The sequence below is a fragment of the Micromonospora sp. NPDC005173 genome (genome assembly GCF_040608515.1).
Lineage (GTDB): Bacteria > Actinomycetota > Actinomycetes > Mycobacteriales > Micromonosporaceae > Micromonospora.
Genome location: NZ_JBEXIK010000015.1, coordinates 1 through 16,190 on the forward strand (window position 1 = coordinate 1; position 16,190 = coordinate 16,190).

General features: G+C 70.7%; 20 protein-coding genes and 1 pseudogene. 13 read left to right on the top strand and 8 right to left on the bottom strand.

The features are described from left to right. From ABZV00_RS18350 to ABZV00_RS18360, 3 genes and pseudogenes are all read left to right on the top strand, one after another. Positions 1-267 (top strand): annotated as a pseudogene (locus tag ABZV00_RS18350) (hypothetical protein); the annotation flags it as partial. Positions 268-460: 193 nt separating this feature from the next. Beyond that, positions 461-1,432 (top strand): pirin family protein, encoded by a 972-nt coding sequence (locus ABZV00_RS18355; protein ID WP_355607580.1) that lies wholly within the window; start codon positions 461-463, stop codon positions 1,430-1,432. A 102-nt stretch (positions 1,433-1,534) separates the two neighbouring features. Further along, positions 1,535-2,206 carry a hypothetical protein gene (locus tag ABZV00_RS18360; protein WP_355607583.1) on the top strand — a complete coding sequence of 224 codons (672 nt, stop codon included), beginning with the start codon at positions 1,535-1,537 and terminating at the stop codon, positions 2,204-2,206. Positions 2,207-2,468: 262 nt separating this feature from the next. Here the strand turns inward: ABZV00_RS18360 and ABZV00_RS18365 are convergent, their stop codons facing one another. Together ABZV00_RS18365 and ABZV00_RS18370 are read right to left on the bottom strand one after the other, a co-directional pair. Continuing rightward, entirely contained in the window at positions 2,469-3,137 is a 669-nt protein-coding gene (locus tag ABZV00_RS18365; RefSeq protein ID WP_355607586.1) for a DUF1345 domain-containing protein, read from the bottom strand. Between the two features lie 42 nt (positions 3,138-3,179). Further along, a complete protein-coding gene (locus ABZV00_RS18370) occupies positions 3,180-3,452 on the bottom strand; it encodes a DUF2795 domain-containing protein (RefSeq protein WP_355607589.1) in 273 nt (90 codons plus the stop codon). A 161-nt stretch (positions 3,453-3,613) separates the two neighbouring features. Here ABZV00_RS18370 and ABZV00_RS18375 point away from each other — a divergent pair, with 161 nt between their 5' ends. The 5 genes from ABZV00_RS18375 to ABZV00_RS18395 all read left to right on the top strand — a co-directional run bounded on the left by ABZV00_RS18375 (position 3,614) and on the right by ABZV00_RS18395 (position 7,037). After that, on the top strand, positions 3,614-4,024 hold the full coding sequence (locus ABZV00_RS18375) for a DUF2267 domain-containing protein (RefSeq protein ID WP_355607592.1): 411 nt from the start codon (positions 3,614-3,616) through the stop codon (positions 4,022-4,024). A gap of 216 nt (positions 4,025-4,240) precedes the next feature. Beyond that, positions 4,241-5,263, top strand: a complete 1,023-nt coding sequence (locus ABZV00_RS18380) for a TerC/Alx family metal homeostasis membrane protein (protein ID WP_355607594.1) — start codon at positions 4,241-4,243, stop codon at positions 5,261-5,263. Positions 5,264-5,339: 76 nt separating this feature from the next. After that, entirely contained in the window at positions 5,340-5,939 is a 600-nt protein-coding gene (locus ABZV00_RS18385; protein WP_328417203.1) for a sulfite oxidase-like oxidoreductase, read from the top strand. A 7-nt stretch (positions 5,940-5,946) separates the two neighbouring features. After that, positions 5,947-6,711 carry a ferredoxin reductase gene (locus ABZV00_RS18390; RefSeq protein ID WP_355607898.1) on the top strand — a complete coding sequence of 255 codons (765 nt, stop codon included), beginning with the start codon at positions 5,947-5,949 and terminating at the stop codon, positions 6,709-6,711. Between the two features lie 32 nt (positions 6,712-6,743). After that, positions 6,744-7,037 carry a DUF6510 family protein gene (locus tag ABZV00_RS18395; protein WP_328417201.1) on the top strand — a complete coding sequence of 98 codons (294 nt, stop codon included), beginning with the start codon at positions 6,744-6,746 and terminating at the stop codon, positions 7,035-7,037. A gap of 32 nt (positions 7,038-7,069) precedes the next feature. Here ABZV00_RS18395 and ABZV00_RS18400 read toward each other — a convergent pair whose 3' ends face one another. Both ABZV00_RS18400 and ABZV00_RS18405 read right to left on the bottom strand, forming a co-directional pair. Beyond that, positions 7,070-7,714 (bottom strand): hypothetical protein, encoded by a 645-nt coding sequence (locus tag ABZV00_RS18400; RefSeq protein WP_355607598.1) that lies wholly within the window; start codon positions 7,712-7,714, stop codon positions 7,070-7,072. A 105-nt stretch (positions 7,715-7,819) separates the two neighbouring features. After that, positions 7,820-8,410 carry a carboxymuconolactone decarboxylase family protein gene (locus tag ABZV00_RS18405; protein ID WP_355607600.1) on the bottom strand — a complete coding sequence of 197 codons (591 nt, stop codon included), beginning with the start codon at positions 8,408-8,410 and terminating at the stop codon, positions 7,820-7,822. 162 nt (positions 8,411-8,572) lie between these two features. Here ABZV00_RS18405 and ABZV00_RS18410 point away from each other — a divergent pair, with 162 nt between their 5' ends. Further along, a complete protein-coding gene (locus tag ABZV00_RS18410) occupies positions 8,573-8,950 on the top strand; it encodes a VOC family protein (RefSeq protein WP_355607603.1) in 378 nt (125 codons plus the stop codon). Positions 8,951-9,010: 60 nt separating this feature from the next. Further along, positions 9,011-9,202, top strand: a complete 192-nt coding sequence (locus ABZV00_RS18415) for a DUF1737 domain-containing protein (protein WP_328417193.1) — start codon at positions 9,011-9,013, stop codon at positions 9,200-9,202. 55 nt (positions 9,203-9,257) lie between these two features. On the opposite strand, the gene ABZV00_RS18420 is transcribed toward ABZV00_RS18415, so the two are convergent. Genes ABZV00_RS18420 through ABZV00_RS18430 form a run of 3 tightly spaced genes read right to left on the bottom strand, consistent with a single transcriptional unit; the run spans position 9,258 to position 10,729 of the window. Beyond that, positions 9,258-9,878: a dihydrofolate reductase family protein gene (locus tag ABZV00_RS18420; RefSeq protein ID WP_328417191.1), complete on the bottom strand. Its 621-nt coding sequence runs from the start codon at positions 9,876-9,878 to the stop codon at positions 9,258-9,260. Continuing rightward, a complete protein-coding gene (locus ABZV00_RS18425; RefSeq protein WP_355607606.1) occupies positions 9,878-10,384 on the bottom strand; it encodes an SRPBCC family protein in 507 nt (168 codons plus the stop codon). The genes ABZV00_RS18420 and ABZV00_RS18425 overlap by 1 nt, the downstream gene beginning before the upstream one ends. A gap of 3 nt (positions 10,385-10,387) precedes the next feature. After that, positions 10,388-10,729: a metalloregulator ArsR/SmtB family transcription factor gene (locus ABZV00_RS18430; protein ID WP_168509396.1), complete on the bottom strand. Its 342-nt coding sequence runs from the start codon at positions 10,727-10,729 to the stop codon at positions 10,388-10,390. A 238-nt stretch (positions 10,730-10,967) separates the two neighbouring features. On the opposite strand from ABZV00_RS18430, the gene ABZV00_RS18435 reads away from it, so the two are divergent. Both ABZV00_RS18435 and ABZV00_RS18440 read left to right on the top strand, forming a co-directional pair. After that, positions 10,968-11,690 (top strand): VOC family protein, encoded by a 723-nt coding sequence (locus ABZV00_RS18435; RefSeq protein ID WP_355607609.1) that lies wholly within the window; start codon positions 10,968-10,970, stop codon positions 11,688-11,690. A 112-nt stretch (positions 11,691-11,802) separates the two neighbouring features. Then, on the top strand, positions 11,803-12,330 hold the full coding sequence (locus tag ABZV00_RS18440) for a GNAT family protein (RefSeq protein ID WP_355607612.1): 528 nt from the start codon (positions 11,803-11,805) through the stop codon (positions 12,328-12,330). A gap of 117 nt (positions 12,331-12,447) precedes the next feature. Here ABZV00_RS18440 and ABZV00_RS18445 read toward each other — a convergent pair whose 3' ends face one another. After that, positions 12,448-13,896: a M20/M25/M40 family metallo-hydrolase gene (locus ABZV00_RS18445; protein ID WP_355607615.1), complete on the bottom strand. Its 1,449-nt coding sequence runs from the start codon at positions 13,894-13,896 to the stop codon at positions 12,448-12,450. A 118-nt stretch (positions 13,897-14,014) separates the two neighbouring features. Here ABZV00_RS18445 and ABZV00_RS18450 point away from each other — a divergent pair, with 118 nt between their 5' ends. Further along, entirely contained in the window at positions 14,015-16,171 is a 2,157-nt protein-coding gene (locus ABZV00_RS18450) for a glycogen debranching N-terminal domain-containing protein (RefSeq protein ID WP_355607617.1), read from the top strand. Positions 16,172-16,190: the final 19 nt, after the last annotated feature.

Genomic DNA, 16,190 nt, shown 5'->3' on the forward strand with positions numbered 1-16,190 from the left:
CTCGGCCACCTCGGCGACATGAACGACCACGACTCGCTGGGCCTGTTCCAGCAGCGGCCGAGCTCGGGTTGGGGTACGCCGGAGCAGATCACCGATCCTGAGTACTCGACCACCGCGTTCCTCAAGGGTTTGAAGCAGGTCGACGGGTGGCAGGACATGCCGCTGACCGACGCCGCGCAGACCGTGCAGGTGTCGGCCTACCCGGACGCCTACGCCCAGTGGGAGAAGCAGGCCACCGACCTGGTCGGCCAGAACTGGAACAGCTGACCCACCCCAGCATCACCGCATGAACGAACCGCTGGCCGGCACCCCCCCGGGGGTGCCGGCCAGCGGCGTTTCGCCATCTCTGGTCGGCGACCGCGCGCGCCGAAAGGGAGTGGGTGAGAAGCACTGCGACCGCACTGCGACCGCGGGTGGGAAGCGCCGTTGGCGCGGGTGGGCGCGAGCGTACAGTCGGGCGGTGGAGCGTACTGAATCAATGCTGGCGGAGACCCGCCCGCCCGGCGTGGCCGCCGTCGATCCCGGCAGCGTGCTGCTTCCCGGCCATGACGTGCCGCTGGGCCGGTACACGACCGTCCGGCGACTGCTGCCGCAGCGCCCGCGGCGGATGGTCGGCGCGTGGTGCTTCGTGGACCACTTCGGCCCGGACGACGTGGCGGAGCGGCCCGGCATGGAGGTGCCGCCGCACCCGCACACCGGCCTGCAGACGGTGACCTGGCTGCTGGACGGCGAGATTCTGCACCGGGACAGCCTCGGCAACGTCCAGCCGATCCGGCCCGGTCAGCTGAACGTGATGACCTCCGGGCACGGGATCGCCCACTCCGAGCGGTCGCCGGCCACGCATCCGCCGGTGATGCACGGCGTACAGCTCTGGGTGGCGTTGCCGGACCCGGCGCGGGCCGGCGCGGCGGACTTCGCCCACCACGCCGACCTGCCGCGCTGGCGCGAGGGCGAGCTGGACGTCACCCTGCTGGTCGGTGAGTTCGCCGGTGAGCGGTCCCCGGCGGTGGTGCACACGCCACTGGTCGGTGTGCAACTGGAGCTGAGCGGGCCGGCGCCGACCACCCTGCCGTTGCGGCCCGACTTCGAGTACGCCCTGCTGGCGATGAACGGTTCTGCCGAGGCGGGCGGGGTCGGGTTCGAACCGGGGGCGTTGCTGTACCTGGGTTCGGGCCGCCGCGAGTTGACCGTGCGGGGCGGGGCCGGGGCTCGGTTGCTGTTGCTGGGCGGGACGCCGTTCGACGAGCCGCTGGTGATGTGGTGGAACTTCGTCGGCCGCTCGCACGAGGAGGTCGTGGCTGCCCGGGAGGACTGGATGGCCGGGCGCCGCTTCGGCGTGGTCGCCGATGATCCCGCGCCGCCGTTGCCGGCGCCCGCCCTGCCCACCACCCGGCTGAAGGCCCGCGACCGCACGGGTGGCCTGCACGGCTGACGCCACGCTCCGGCCGGGCCGGCAGCGCCGGCCGCCGGTGGGCGGCCAGGTGTGGGTCCTGCAGCCGGCGTGTGACCGACGGCGGCGCGGGTAGTCGCCGACATGGCGACCAGTTTGATCACTCCCATGGAGGACCGGAAGCGCTTGGCCCGCCGGCTCGCCGGCAGCGGACGGGGCTTCGCCGAGCAGTACGGCTTCCGGGTCACCAACAACCCGGCGAGCCTGTTCCAGGTGCTCTACCTCTCGGTGCTGCTGGCCCGCCGAGGCGACTTCCGCCGGGCGTTGGACGGCGCGCGGGCACTGCGCGACGAGGGGTGGGACAGCGCCGCCCGGCTGGCCCGTTCCCTGCACCAGGACCGGGTGCGGGTGCTGCGCGACAGCGGCCAGCGCGGCGACGTGGACGCGCTGGCCGATGTGCTGGGCGACCTGGCTCGCACGGTCGTCGAGCGGTACCGCGGCGACCTGCGGCGGTTGCGCGCGATGGCGCACCACGACCCGGCGCGGGAGCGGGCGCTGCTCGACGAGCTGCCGGGGGTGGACGACCAGGTGGTTGACCTGTTCCTGCGCGAGGCGCAGGCGCTGTGGCGGGAGGTGGCCCCGGTGGCCGATCGGCGGGCGTTGACCGCGGCCCGCCGGCTCGGGCTGGGCCGGTCCGCGGACGACCTGGCCGGGTTGGCCGGCGGTGGGGAGTCGGAGCGGCTGGCCTGGCTGGTGGGGGCACTTGCCCGGGTCGACCTGGAGCACCGGTACGCGGAGGTAACCGGACGGCCATGACGTGCGCTGGCCCACAGTTAGCCAAAATCTGACCGTACGGAGGATGTTCTGTCGTATGGTTGGACCCGGCAGTGCTGGCCGCTCGGTTCGAGTGGGCATCCACCGCCTGGTGATCGCACCCGGTTCGGGAGCGGTTCACCGCCTGGGCAGGTTTGCGTGGCGCCCCCGGTCGCGGTTCGTGGCCCCGGGGCGCCCGCCTGTCCCGGCGCTCCACCCCACCGCCCGTGTCGCATCCGGGGTCAGGTCGGGCGGGCACTCACTTTCACTTGGCCAGACCGGCCAGCAGGTTCACCGTCACGGCGATGATGAACGCGCCGAACAGGTACGCCAGCAGCGAGTGCCGTAGCGCCGTGCGGCGCATCTCGTTGCTGGTCAGGTTGGTGTCGGAGACCTGGAACGTCGTCCCGATGGTGAACGCCATGTACGCGAAGTCGGAGTACCGGGGCGGCTCGGACTGATTGAAGTTCACCCCGCCGTCCGGGCCGGTGTAGTAGATCCGGGCGTACCGGGCGGCGAACACGGTGTGCACCACCAGCCAGGAGAGCAGCACGCTGAGCACGCCCATCCCGCCGTACAGTTCGCGGACCGGCCCGGGTGGCGCGGAGTGCGCGCTGGCCAGCACCAGCCCCACCGCCAGCAGGCTCGCCGTGCAGGCGATCAGCAGCACCACGTCACGGGTGGCCCGGTTGGAGTCCGCGTACGAGGCGACTCGGGAGGTCCGGGTGGCGTCCAGCGGCCAGAGCCTGCGCCAGACCAGTCCCAGCCAGCTCAGCGCCGCCGCGTCCCAGCCGACCAGCGGGGCGAGCAGTGGCGACACCAGAACGGCGAAGACACCACCGGCGACGGCGCCGACCGCCCCCACCAGGACGAGCTGAAACGCGGCCGGGGTGTGCCCGTCCGGCGGTCGGGACAGCGGACCCGTGTTGGTCATCCGCGCCGCCCGCGCGGCAGAGTTGGGGCCGCCACCGCCGGGTCAGATGCCGCGCAGGTGCTGCGAGACCCGGTTGGGCTTGTTGTCCCGGGCCTGCGCGGCCCGCTGGGCGGGGCCCACCTCGGGGGCAGCCTCGATGCCGGCCGACCGGGCCACCTCGGTGCCGTTGGCGTAGTCCACCGGCGGCAGGGCGCGCAGCGCCTTCAGCACGTCCGGCGGGGCCCCTTCCCGCTCGGCCTCGCGGACCACGTCGGCCTTCTCGGCCGGGTAGTCCAGGCTCGACAGGTACTGCAGGACCTCGGTGTAGCTCGCCATGGCAGGAGCTCCCTCGGGGCATTGATGTGGTCACGACCGGCGGCGGTTACCCGCCCGCTGCCGGGTCACGCCCGGTCCGGCGGAGGAATCGGTGCCGTTTCCGCCTCGTCGCCGCGGGTACCCGCAGGCGCCGACGCGAGCCCGACCCGAGGGAGTACGCGATGAACTACGACACCTTCATCGACCAGGTTTCCCAGCGGACCAGGGCACCGTCCGAGCGGTCGGTCGAGCTGACCCGGGCCGTGCTGGAGACGCTCGCGGAGCGGCTGACCGGTGGCGAGGTGCTGGACCTGGCTGTCCAACTGCCCAAGCCGTTGCAGTTGGTGCTGAAACCGAGCCCGCGCACCGAGCAGGCGGACCGGTTCGGGGCGGCCGAGTTCGCCGCTCGGGTCGCGCTGCGCGCCGGTGTGGACGACCCCGCCGCCCGCGACGCGGTCCGGGCGGTCTTCACGACCCTGCGCGAGGCGATCAGCGGTGGGGAGTTCGACGACGTGGCGACCCAGCTGCCGCGCGACTACCGGGACCTGGTCGAGCAGGCCATGGCCCCGGGCGCGACCCTGCGTCGCGGCTGACGGTGGCTCTCCGGGAGTGCACAGCAGTTGGCCAGGGCAACCACCTATGTTCGGTTTGGCATGGCGATTGAGCCTGGCCTAACCTTGTCGTGCGAGGGGAGTACTTCCCACGAACCATTCCGGTCAGTACGGCGCGCCCGGCGCGCCTCGGGTGGTTGTCCACCTGTCGGTGGGTGAAGGAGACCTCGAACATGACACGGTGTTCGAGGAGGCCCCATGACCGAAGTGTCGTATCTGTCTGCCGCGAGTGAGCTGACGACGATCGGCACGCCCACTCTGTGGGTGGTGACCATCGCCGGCGTGCTCCTGCTGCTGGTGCTGGACTTCCTGGTGACCCGCCGCCCGCACGAGGTCTCCATGCGGGAGGCAATTGGCTGGTCGGCGTTCTACATAGCCCTGCCGCTGGCGTTCGGTGGTTGGATCTGGGCCCGCTACAGCTCCGAGCTGGGCGTGCAGTACCTGACCGGCTACCTGGTGGAGAAGTCGCTCTCCGTCGACAACCTCTTCGTCTTCATGCTGCTGCTGGCCGCGTTCGCGGTGCCGGCTGTGCTCGCCCAGCGGGTGCTCCTCTACGGCATCGCCGGTGCGCTGGTGCTGCGGGCCGTCTTCATCGCGCTCGGCGCGGCCGCGTTGCAGACCCTCGACTTCGCCTTCCTGCTCTTCGCGATCATCCTCATCGCCACCGCGGTGAAGCTGCTCCGCGATGCCCTCTCCGGGCATCAGCAGGAAGTCGACATCAACAACATGCGCGCGGTGAAGCTGCTCCGCAGGTTCATGCCGGTGGTCGACGAATACCACGGCACCCGGATGACCGTCCGGCAGGGCGCGAAGCGGGCGCTCACCCCGTTCGCCCTGGTGGTGGTCGCGGTGCTCGCCACCGACGTGGTCTTCGCCGTCGACTCGGTGCCCGCGGTCTACGGCATCACCGAGGACCCGTACCTCGTCTTCGCCACCAACGCGTTCGCCCTGCTCGGCCTGCGTGCCCTCTACTTCGTCCTGCACGCGGCTCTCAGCCGGCTGGTGCACCTCAGCTACGGCCTGGCCATCATCCTGGCGTTCATCGGTCTCAAGCTGGGTCTGCACTGGGCGCACGGCATCTGGGACAGCGTTCCGCAGATCCCCACCCTGGCCTCGCTCGTTGTGATCATCGGTGTGTTGGTGGTGGTCACGATGACCAGCCTGCGCGCCACTCGGGGTGGACAGCCCGAGGACCGCGAGGTGGTTGCGGAGCGGCACTGACCACGCCGCGCCGGGGCGATGAGGGGGTACGCGGGAAAGCTCCCGCCCCGGCCGACGCGGGTGGTACGACTGTGCAATGGGAATCGTGTCACCGGGCTTCCAGGGCCGGCCCCGCTCACAGGAGCCGGCCCTGCCTCCTGGGCAGTACCTGACCGAGGACTTCCCGGTGCTGTCGGCCGGCCCGACGCCCCGGGTGTCGCTGGACACCTGGGAGTTCGTCATCGCCGCGGAGAACGGCACTGAGTACCGGTGGTCGTGGCAGGAGCTGATGGCGCTGCCGCAGGAGACGCCGATGGTCGACATCCACTGCGTCACCCACTGGTCCAAGCTCGGCACCACTTGGCAGGGCGTCTCGCTGGACGTGCTGCTGGACGGCGTCGACACCGGCGCGCACTTCGCACTCGCGCACTCCTACGGCGGGTACAGCACCAACCTGCCGCTGGACGACCTGCGCGGCGGCCGGGCGTGGGTGGCGCACACCTTCGACGGAGCGCCGCTGCCCGCCGAGCACGGTGGGCCGGCGCGGCTGCTGGTGCCGCACCTGTACTTCTGGAAGTCCGCCAAGTGGGTGCGCGGCATCCGGCTCAAGACGATGGACGAGCCGGGGTTCTGGGAAACCGCCGGGTACCACGACTACGGCGACCCGTGGCGCGAACAGAGGTACCAAGGTGACTGAGCGCGCCGTGGCGACCGGCACCCCGGCGCGCGCGCCGATCCGTTGGCAGGTGGGCCGGCTGGTGGAGCGCCGGGTCGAGACGCCGAGCGCGCAGACCCTGGTGCTGGAGGTGCCGGAGTGGTCGGGGCACCTGCCCGGGCAGCACGTCGACGTGCGGCTGACCGCGCCGGACGGCTACCAGGCGGCCCGGTCGTACTCGATCGCCGGGCCGGTGGTGGACGGTCCCGGCGGCCCGCGCATCGAGGTGACCGTGCAGCGGGTGCACGACGGCGAGGTGTCGCCGTACCTGATCGACGTCTTTGGTCCCGGCGACCCGGTGGAGGTGCGCGGACCGCTCGGCGGCTGGTTCATCTGGCGGCCGGAGGAGACCGCGCCGGTGCAGTTGGTCGCCGGCGGTTCCGGCATCGTGCCGCTGATGGCGATGATCCGGGCGCGCCGGGAGACCGGCAGCCGGGTGCCGTTCCGGCTGGTCTACTCGGTGCGGACGCCAGACGACGTGATCTACGCCGACGAGTTGCGCCGCCGGGTCCGCGACGACTTCGGGCTGGACGTGGCGTACGTGTACACCCGCGAGGCGCCCGAGGGCTGGCGCGGCGAGCCGCACCGGATCGGCCTGGCCGACGTGAACACCCACGGCTGGCCGCCGGACCTGGAACCGCTCACCTACGTGTGCGGTCCGACCGGGTTCGTGGAGGCCGTGGCCGACCTGCTGGTGGGGCTGGGCCACCCGTCGCGGCGGGTGAAGACCGAACGCTTCGGCCCCACCGGCTGAGCCCGTCGCCCACCCAACGCCGAGGAGACCCGATGACCGAGATGTCGTACCTGGACGGCAACATGCTCGACGGCCCGCTGCGCGAGCTGTTCGCCGTCGACCTGAGCACCGCGACGGGTCGCTGCGATAACTGCGGGATGACCGGCTCGATGGCCAGCCTGCACGTCTTCTCGCACGCCCCGGGCCTGGTCGCACGCTGCCCGTCCTGCGAGGAGGTGATGTTGCGGCTGGTCCGCGGGCCCGACCGGGCGTGGCTGGACCTGCGCGGCACCACCTTCCTCCAGGTGCCGATGCCGATGGAGCAGACGTTCCCCGGCCCGCTCTAACGCGAGGCGGGCCATCACCGAGCGTGGCCCCTTCAGACGCGGAGGAGATCGTAAGCCCGCGCGAGATCATCCGCCCAGGCCGAATCGTGGTCACGCTCGAACGCACGGTGCAGCCGGTCGCGGGTCGTGTCGCGACGTAGCCAGTCGCCAAGAGCGCTCGGCTTCTGGGCCGCGAAGTTGAGTCCGTTCACCGTCTCGGCGAGGTGACGGTCTGCCGATGCGGTGAGCGTGACGTCCCAGATGTGAAGGAATCGGTCGATGCTCTCGCCGATGAGAAGGGTCGCATCGAGGAAGGTCACCGCGTCGAGAAACGACTCGAACCTGGACGGGTGGCCTGCCAGCACCGACCGCCACACCGCGTCGAGGTACCCGTCGACGGCTTCCTGCTCGACCTGTGGCCAGGTACGCCACTCCTCGTGGGAGAACTTGCCGAAAACGATGTGCGGGTCGAGCTCCCCTGACATGACCAGACGCTCCAGCAGCACCGGCAGCAGACTCTTCACGTCGTCGCGGCTGCCGACCGTATTGCCGAGGCTGATGGTCAGTGCGAACAAGTCGTGATCGTCGACGAGCACCGAGCCCCGGCAATGCGGGCAGCCGTCCAGCACCCCCCGGCGCGGGTACCGGACGAACGCGTCCTGAACCCGCGCCATCGCGGCCAACAATTCGTCATCCACCGGTCGATCCTCGCATCCGCAACGGATCCGACCCGGCCACCGACGGCACCCGGTGTCAGGCGACCGCGAACGTGCGTCCGCGGGGCGAAGTCGACGGACCGTCGGTCATGCCCGCGACGCGGCGCCGCCCGGCTGTGTCAGGGGTGCCAGGCCGCACGAGGTCGCGAAACCCGCGGCCTCGATGCCGAGGGCGACGTTCGTACGCGCGGCCTGGTTCGCCAGCGCGATCCAGGCGGTGAGTTCGACCAACGCCGGCACCCCGAGCTGCTTGAGCAGCCGAGCGGAGAGTTCGTCGGTGACGGCCGGTGGGGTCTGCGACATCGCCTCGGCGTACTCCAGGACGTCGCGCTCCCGTGGCGTGAAGACGTCGGACTCCCGCCAGCGCGGCACCTCGCGGGCCTTGGCCGCGTCGAGCCCTTCGTTGTGCGCCATGAAGTACCCCAGGTCGAGGCAGAACGAGCAGCCGATCAGGGAAGCCACCGCCATGTGGGCGTAGGACTTCAGATCCTTGTCGCACTCGTTCCACTTTGCGGCCTTCTGGCTGAGGCTGAAGCCGAACTTGAGCACCTGCGGGTGGTGCCACAGCACGCCGAGCGCCTCCGGCACCTCGCCGAACTTCTTCCTGCTGAATCTTTTCAGGACGGCGCCGTAGAGGCCGGTGATCTCGGCCTGGGGAATCCGGGTGTTGCTGGTCATGTCTCCTCCTCGTCGAATGGGTCTCGGCATGGAGACACCGGCCGGGGTGGAGCTGTGACAGCACACGCGAGGTCAGTCCGGTGGAGGCCGCCGCCGCTTGGATCGCTCAACCGGCCCGCTGCCCACGTGAGACAGTGGTTCATGCCATTGAGCAGCTATCACGTGAGAACGTCGATCGCCGTGTCCGACATACAGCAGGCGATCGCGTTCTACGAAGGCAAACTGGGCCTGCCCGTGCTGCGGTCCGGTCCCAGCGCCGCCATCGCCGACGGCAGCCGCATCTATGGTTCTGGTGGCGGGCCGGCGCTGAATGTGTACCAGTCGGTCACCGCGGGGAAGACCCCGGCGACGCTGGCGACGTGGTACGTCGACGACCTCGACCAGATCGTTGACGAGCTTGTCGCGTCCGGCGTCGAGTTCACCCGCTACGACCAGTTCGAGCACGATGCCAAGGGGATCACCGCTCGGGCCGGCGGTGGACGTATCGCGTGGTTCCAGGACCCGGACGGCAATACCTTCGCCCTCGAAGCCGACGTCTGACGCTCACGGAGCGATAGCCGCGACTGGGCTCGGGCACGGCCGGTCGGGCACAATGCGTCGGTGTCAGATCTCTCTGGGCCGCTCGGCTACCGCCTCATCACCGGACCCGATGATGCTGAATTCTGCGCCCGGGTCAGCGGCCTTCTCGACCAGGGCTATCAGCTGTACGGGTCTCCAGCGCTGACCTTCAACGGTGAACGGGTCATCGCCGCTCAAGCGTTGGTGCTGTCGCGCTCCGTCGGCGAGGAATAGTCGAGGATCTCACCGCGCTGCTGACCTCGGCGGGGGAGCGCTGAGGTCGAGACAGTTACCGCTCCCGGACGGCGTAGGTCAGGTGCGTCACCCTCGGGGAGGGCTCCGCGCGGACCGGCTCCAGGGCCACGCGGGCCGCGTCCACGCCCTCGAACAGGCGGATTCCGGAGCCGAACAGCACGGGCGACAGCGCGATCGAGAACTCGTCGATCAGGCCGGCGTTCACGTACTCCAGGATCGTCTCGGCGCCGCCGGCGATGCGGACGTCGCGGTCGCCGGCGGCCTCGCGGGCCTGGTCGAGCGCGGGCTCGATGCCATCGTTGACGAAGTGGAAGGTGGTCCCACCCGGCCGCTCCCAGGGGTCACGCTTCTCGTGCGTCACGACGAAAACCGGCGTGTGGAACGGCGCCTCCTCCGGCCACGCCTGCTCGCCGGCGTCGAACATGCGCTTGCCCATCACGCTCGCGCCGGTGCGCTCGAACGTCTCCCGCACGATGTCGTTGTCGCGCCCTTCCTCGCCGCCCTCGCCAAGCTTCAGGTTCTCCCGGAGGAACCGCTGCGGGAAGATCCACGCCTGCAGTTCCATCCACTGCTGCCCCATCAAGTCCCCGAGGGACTCGGGCGCGATGAAACCGTCCAGCGACATCGACACGCTGAAGAACACCTTCCCGGCCATCAGCCCTCAGCTCCCTTCCGAACGTTCTCGGTGACGTAGGCAGCCAGGTTGCTCAGGGTCTGCTGGCCGCCCTCGATCGCGTGGTACTTCTCGACCGCCTCGTCGCGCAGCTCCTTGGTGGGGAACACCGTGCGCATCTCGATCCGGGTCGCCGTCCCGTCGGGCGCGAACGTCAGGACCGACTCGAAGGCGTTCGGGTCGCCGCGGGACTCACCGTGCAGCAGCGCGATCCCCTCCGGCGGGACGATCTCGGTCCAGGAGATCCACTCCTGGTAGTCCGTCCCGTCCGGCCCGTGCATCACGAAGTCCCAGACCCCGCCCTCGCGGAACTCGAAGGACCGCGTGGTCGTGGTGAACCCCTCCGGACCCCACCACCGCGACAGGTGCCGCACCTCGGTGAACGCCTCGAACACCAGCTCCCGTGGGGCGTCGATGACCCGGGAGATCACGATCTCCCGGTCAGCCGTCGCGGGCTGCGCCGGCGCTCCTCGTCCCATCTCGCTCATCAGCTACTCCTCCTGCCTTGCCTGCTTCAGGTCCTGCACGTACGCGTCCAACCGGTCGAAGCTCTCGTTCCAGAACCGCTCGAACCCGCCGGTCCACTCGTGGACCGGTCGCAGCCCGCGGGCGTCAAGGCCGTACAGGCGCTGCTTGCCCGCCTTGCGGTCCCGCACCAGCCCGACCTCCCGGAGCACCCGCAGGTGCTTGGACGCCCCCGGCTGGGTCATCCCCAGCTCCTGGGCCAACTCGGTCACCGGCCGCTCACCCGCCCGCAGCAGCAACAGGATCTCCCGGCGCTGCGGCTCGGCGATCGCGTTGAAGACGTCCGACGTCGTCGCTGCTCGTGCCATGGACGCCATCGTATACCCATATCGGCATGCGTCAAGCCAGGAGGAATCAGGCGGGTCTTGTCAGATGACGATCGTGACCCTTGCCAGCGGCTGCGGAAACACGCTCAGCGCGGATGCCCTGGCTACCGCCGAATACTCGGGTGCGGGCGACCCGGCTCACCCCTAGGCTTCCGCTCCAAGGGCTGACAGGGCTCCCTCTCGACATCGGTCAGTCAGTGGATCGGAGATGAGCAGAGCGATGACTTCTCAACTGTTCGCGGTCAGCTTCGATGCGAGCCAACCTCTGCGTCTCGCGCAGTTCTGGTCCGGGGTCCTGGGTCGGGAGATGGTCGATGATCCGCACGACGGCGTCATGCTCCTGCCTAGTGCTGACACCGATTTCCGGATCCGCTTTGTTCCAAGCCAGGAGCCGAAGGTCGTCCAGAACCGAATGCACTTCGAGCTGACGAGCGGCTCTCTGGAGGAGCAGCAGCAGACGGTGGCCAGGGCACTGGAACTCGGCGGACGGCACATCGACGTCGGCCAGCTCCCGGAGGAGGAGCATGTGGTGCTCGCCGACCCGGAGGGCAACGAGTTCTGCGTCATCGAGCCGGGCAACAAGTTCCTGGCCGACTGCGGGTTCATCGGTGCGCTGTCCTGCGACGGTTCGCAGGAGGTCGGGTACTTCTGGAGCGAGGCGCTGGGGTGGCCGCTGGTCTGGGATCAGGACCAGGAGACCGCGATCCAGTCGCCGCGCGGCGGCCCGAAGATCACGTGGGGTGGACCACCGTTCATGCCGAACGGAGGCCGGGATCGGGTGCGCTACGACCTCGCTCCACCTCTCGACGGCGATCGGCAGGTGGAGGTCGAACGTCTGCTCTCTCTCGGGGCGAGGCGGATCGACGCCGACCAAGGTGGCGCCAGCCGGCTGGCGATGGCCGACCCCGACGGTGGCGAGTTCGGTCTGTTGACGCCCCGGTAGCGAGGTTGCCGCACCCGGCCATCGAGCACGATCTTGCGGCGGGCATGGGCACGGGCGGCACGGGCGTGTGCGGTTGGACAGGGTGCGGGTTGGTCGGTCAGAGTGGTCGGCCGTGAGATACCTGCGTACCGGTGGTCCCGCCGCGATCCGCCGACCCCGACCCACCGACTCCGACGAGTTCGTCGCCGCTGCCCGGCGCAGCCGGGAGCTGCACCACCCGTGGCTGGCCGCGCCGGAGAGCCCGGAGGAGTACGACCGGTACCTGAGTCGGATCCGGCGCCGGGACAGCTCCGGCTACCTGGTCTGTGACCGGGCCAGCGGCGAGATCGCCGGCTACGTGAACATCAGCGGGATCGTGCTGGGGGCGCTGCGCGGGGGCTACCTGGGGTACGCGGCGTTCCAGCCGTACAGCGGCACCGGGCACGCCTCGGCGGGCATCGCCCTGGTCATCGACCACGCGTTCGGCGCGCTCGGGCTGCACCGGCTGGAGGCGAACATCCAGCCCGGCAACGACCCGTCCCGGCGGGTCGCACAGAAGCTGGGCTTCCGGTTGGAGGGCTTCTCTCCGGACTACCTGTTCATCGACGGCGCGTGGCGCGACCACGAGCGGTGGGCGATCACGGCGCCGACGGCGACCTGAACGGCCGCCGGTCCCGCTCGACGGCCGGCCTGGAGGTCGCGCCGCCAATTCGCTGGTCGCGAGGCGTCAAGGGGACGACCGGGGCGGTCGAACGGGACCGTCCCGGCCGCCCGCCGCTCAGCTACCCGGTCGGGGGAACGCGACCGGGCTGCGCAGGCCGTCGCGGCCCACCGCGCGGATGCCGAAGAAGACGTTGTCCTTGGACAGGTCGATGCTGACCTGGGTGACGTCGCCGACCGGGATCACCCGCTGCCACTCGGCGGCCGTGGTCTCCCGCCACAGCACCTCGTAGCCGGCCAGGTCCGGCTCGTCGCCGCGCTGCCAGCGCAGCGTCGTGTTGTTGGTCAGATCGGTGGTCACGATGATCGCGGCCTTGGGCGTGCCGGGCGCCTGGGCCAGCGACCAGAGCGCCGCGCCGTTGACCCGGGCCACCCGGGCGATGTACCCGAAGTCGCAGAACTCGGGGAGGTCACCGAACTGTTGCCCGTCCTGCACCCGGACGTCCTGGTGCTGGTGGGCGAAGTCCTCGTTCGGCTCGGTGAACCGCGCCGCCGGCCAGCCCTCCCGCAGGAACGAGATGTGGTCGCTGCCCCGCAGGTAGCGATCCCGCCGGTAGATCACCCGCACCCGCATGCCGGTGGCGTCGTTGTCCGCCACGTCCTGGACGAACCGGGCGAGCTGCCGCGACGGTGAGTCGTTCTCGCCGCCGACGGACTGCCGGGTGCTCGCCTCCGCCGGGGTCTCCGCCGTCGGCACTCCCTCGGCGAACAGCCGCACCGCGTACGGGTCGCGGGTGCCGTCGTCGGCCGTGCTGCTGCCGACGATGTCGTCGCTGAACATGCCATGCACATCCGCGCCGGCCGCCTTGAGCTGTTGGGCCAGGTACGCCGAGCCGTACAGCCCCTGCTCCTCGGCGGCGACCGCGGCGAAGACGATGGTGGCCGCGGTGGGCCGGGTGGCCATCAACCGGGCGAGTTCCATGACCACGGCCACCCCGGAGGCGTCGTCGTCGGCGCCGGGTGAGTCGCTGACCGCGTCCATCACGTCGGTGACCCGAGAGTCGTAGTGGCCGGTCACCACGTAGGTGCGGTTCGGGGAGCTCTGGCCGCGCAGGGTGGCGACCACGTTGGTGATCCGGGTCGCGGTGGGGATCCGCGAGGCCGGCTGTTGGACGTACGACTGAAGTTCGACGCTCATCCGGCCGCCGGAGGTGGCCGCGTACTCCTGCATCCGGGCGAAGATCCAGTCCCGGGCGGCGCCGATGCCCCGCTGCGGGTCGTCCTGGCTGGAGAGGGTGTGCCGGGTGCCGAACGCGGCGAGCCGGCGCACGATCGCCTCGATCCGCCGGGGGTCGACCTGGCGCAGCAGTTCGCGCAGCTCACGGTCGGGCCGCTGGGGGCGGGTCGGGCGGCCGGGGCCGGCGGGCGGGGCGGTGGCGGCGGCCGGCGCGGCGAGCGCGGGCATCGCCACGGTGGCGGCGGTCGCCGCGGTGGCGGCGGCCGAGGCGGACAGGAAGGTGCGGCGGGTGGACCTCGTGGGTCGGTCGCCGGTGTCGTCAGATCCCATTCCGGCATCTTCTCCATCGATGGCAGTGTCTGTCTACATCGCCGGACGTGGATGTTCCATGGCTTTCACCCGAACCGGGTGATGACTCGTGGCACCCGGCGTTCCTACGGTGGGTGGTATGGCTGTCGTGCGCGCCACCCCCACGAACCCGAACCCGGGCCTGCTCGCGGAGGCGCCCGGGGAGGGCGGTGACCAGCGGGCCATGCCGCCCGAGTTGGGCCACGACGCGCTCGCCGTGCTCAGCGGGCCCACGTTCATGTACTCCAACCCGTCCGGTGACGTGCCACCAGGCAGCATCGGTGGGCTCGTGCATCTGGACACCCGGCTGCTCAGCGGCTGGACGGTCACCCTCAACGGCGGCGAACTGCTGGTGCTGCGCGCCGCGACCATCGACCACTACTCGGCGCAGTACGTGCTGACCCACCCGGAACTGCCCGGGCTGCCCCCGGACAGTCTGAGCCTCCGGCGGCTGCGCTACGTTGGCGACGGCTTTTACGAGCGGCTGGAACTGGCGTCGTTCCGGCCGGAGCCGGTCCGGGTGGAGCTGCGGCTGGCCGTCGCCGTCGACTTCGCCGACCTGTTCGAGGTCAAGTCGGTGGTCCGGGACCGGTCCGCGGAGATCGCCCGCAACCACGCAGCCGACGGGTCCGAGCTGTGCTTCTCCTACCACCACGGAGACTTCTCCGCGCAGACCCGGGTCTGCTGCTCGGTGCCGGCCGACCGGATCGAGGGCGACGACCTGGTCTGGGAGCTGGACCTGCAACCGCGCCAGGAGTGGAAGGTCGACCTGCACGTGCCGTTGCCGTCCGGGTTCGGGGTGGTCGAGGCGGTCCGGGGCGACATCGCCGACGTGATCCACCGCCGGGCCGACGACCCGCGGCGCCGGTGGACCAGCGACCGGGCGGTGTTGAGCAGCGACAACGAGGCCCTGGAACGCACGGTTGCCAGGTCCCGCGACGACATCGCCGCTCTGCGGCTCGACCTGGAGGTCAAGGGCCAGCGGATCCTGCTGCCCGGTGCGGGGTTGCCCTGGTTCCTCACCGTCTTCGGCCGGGACACGCTGATCACCGCGTACCAGACGCTGGTCGCCGGGCCGTCGCTGGCTAAGGGGGCGTTGCTCGCGTTGGCCCGGCTCCAGGGCGACGCGTGCGACGACTTCACCGACGAGGAGCCCGGCAAGATCATGCACGAGGTGCGCAGCGGCGAGCTGACCCGCACCGGGGCCAAGCCGTACGCGCCCAACTACGGCACCGCCGACGCCACCCAGCTCTGGCTGATCCTGCTCTCCGAGTACTGGCGGTGGACCCACGACCACGAGACCGTGCGTCACCTGCGGGACAACGCGCTCGCCGCGCTGCGCTGGATCGACGATTACGGCGACCGGGACGGCGACGGATACGTCGAGTACGCCACCCGCTCCCGGGAAGGGCTGGGCAACCAGTGCTGGCGGGATTCTCCGGACGGCATCTGCTTCGCCGACGGCCGGATCCCGGTGCTCCCGCTGGCCACCTGCGACCTGCAGGGCTACACCTACGACGCGAAGTTGCGGCTGGCCGAGCTGTTGGACGGGCCGTTGGACAGTCCCGTCCTGGCGCGGCGGTTGCGTGACGAGGCGGGCACCCTGTACGAGCGGTTCAACCGGGACTTCTGGATCGAGGAGCGGGGCGGTTACTACGCGGTCGCGCTGGACGGCGACAAGAACCCGGTCGACGCGAAGACCTCCAACATGGGTCACCTGCTGTGGAGCGGGATCGTGCCGCCGGAGCGGGCCGACGCGGTGGTGCGCCAGCTTATGTCGCCGGACATGTTCTCCGGCTGGGGCATCCGCACGCTGTCCCGGGAGGAGCGCCTCTACAACGCCCTCGGCTACCACCTCGGCACGGTCTGGCCGCACGACAACTCCATCGCCGTGCTCGGCCTGGCGCGGTACGGCTACCGGGCGGAGGCGAACCGGATCAGCCTGGCGATGTTGGACGCGGCCAAGCAGTTCGGCCACCGGCTGCCCGAGGCGCTCAGTGGGTACCCGCGGGAGCGGCTGCTGTTCGCCGTGCCGTACCCGACCGCGTGCAGCCCGCAGGCGTGGGCGGCCGGCACCCCGCTGGCCCTGGTCCGCGCCATGCTCGGCGTCAACCCGGTCGAGGGACGGCTGATGCTCGATCCGGACATTCCGGAAGAGCTGGGCCGGATCACCGCCGAGCGGGTCCGCGCCTTCGGCCGACTGTGGGCGGTGGAGGCGGTGCGGACCAGCGGTCACGTCCGGCTCCAGCCGAGCTGAAGTTCCCTCCCGCCAGCGC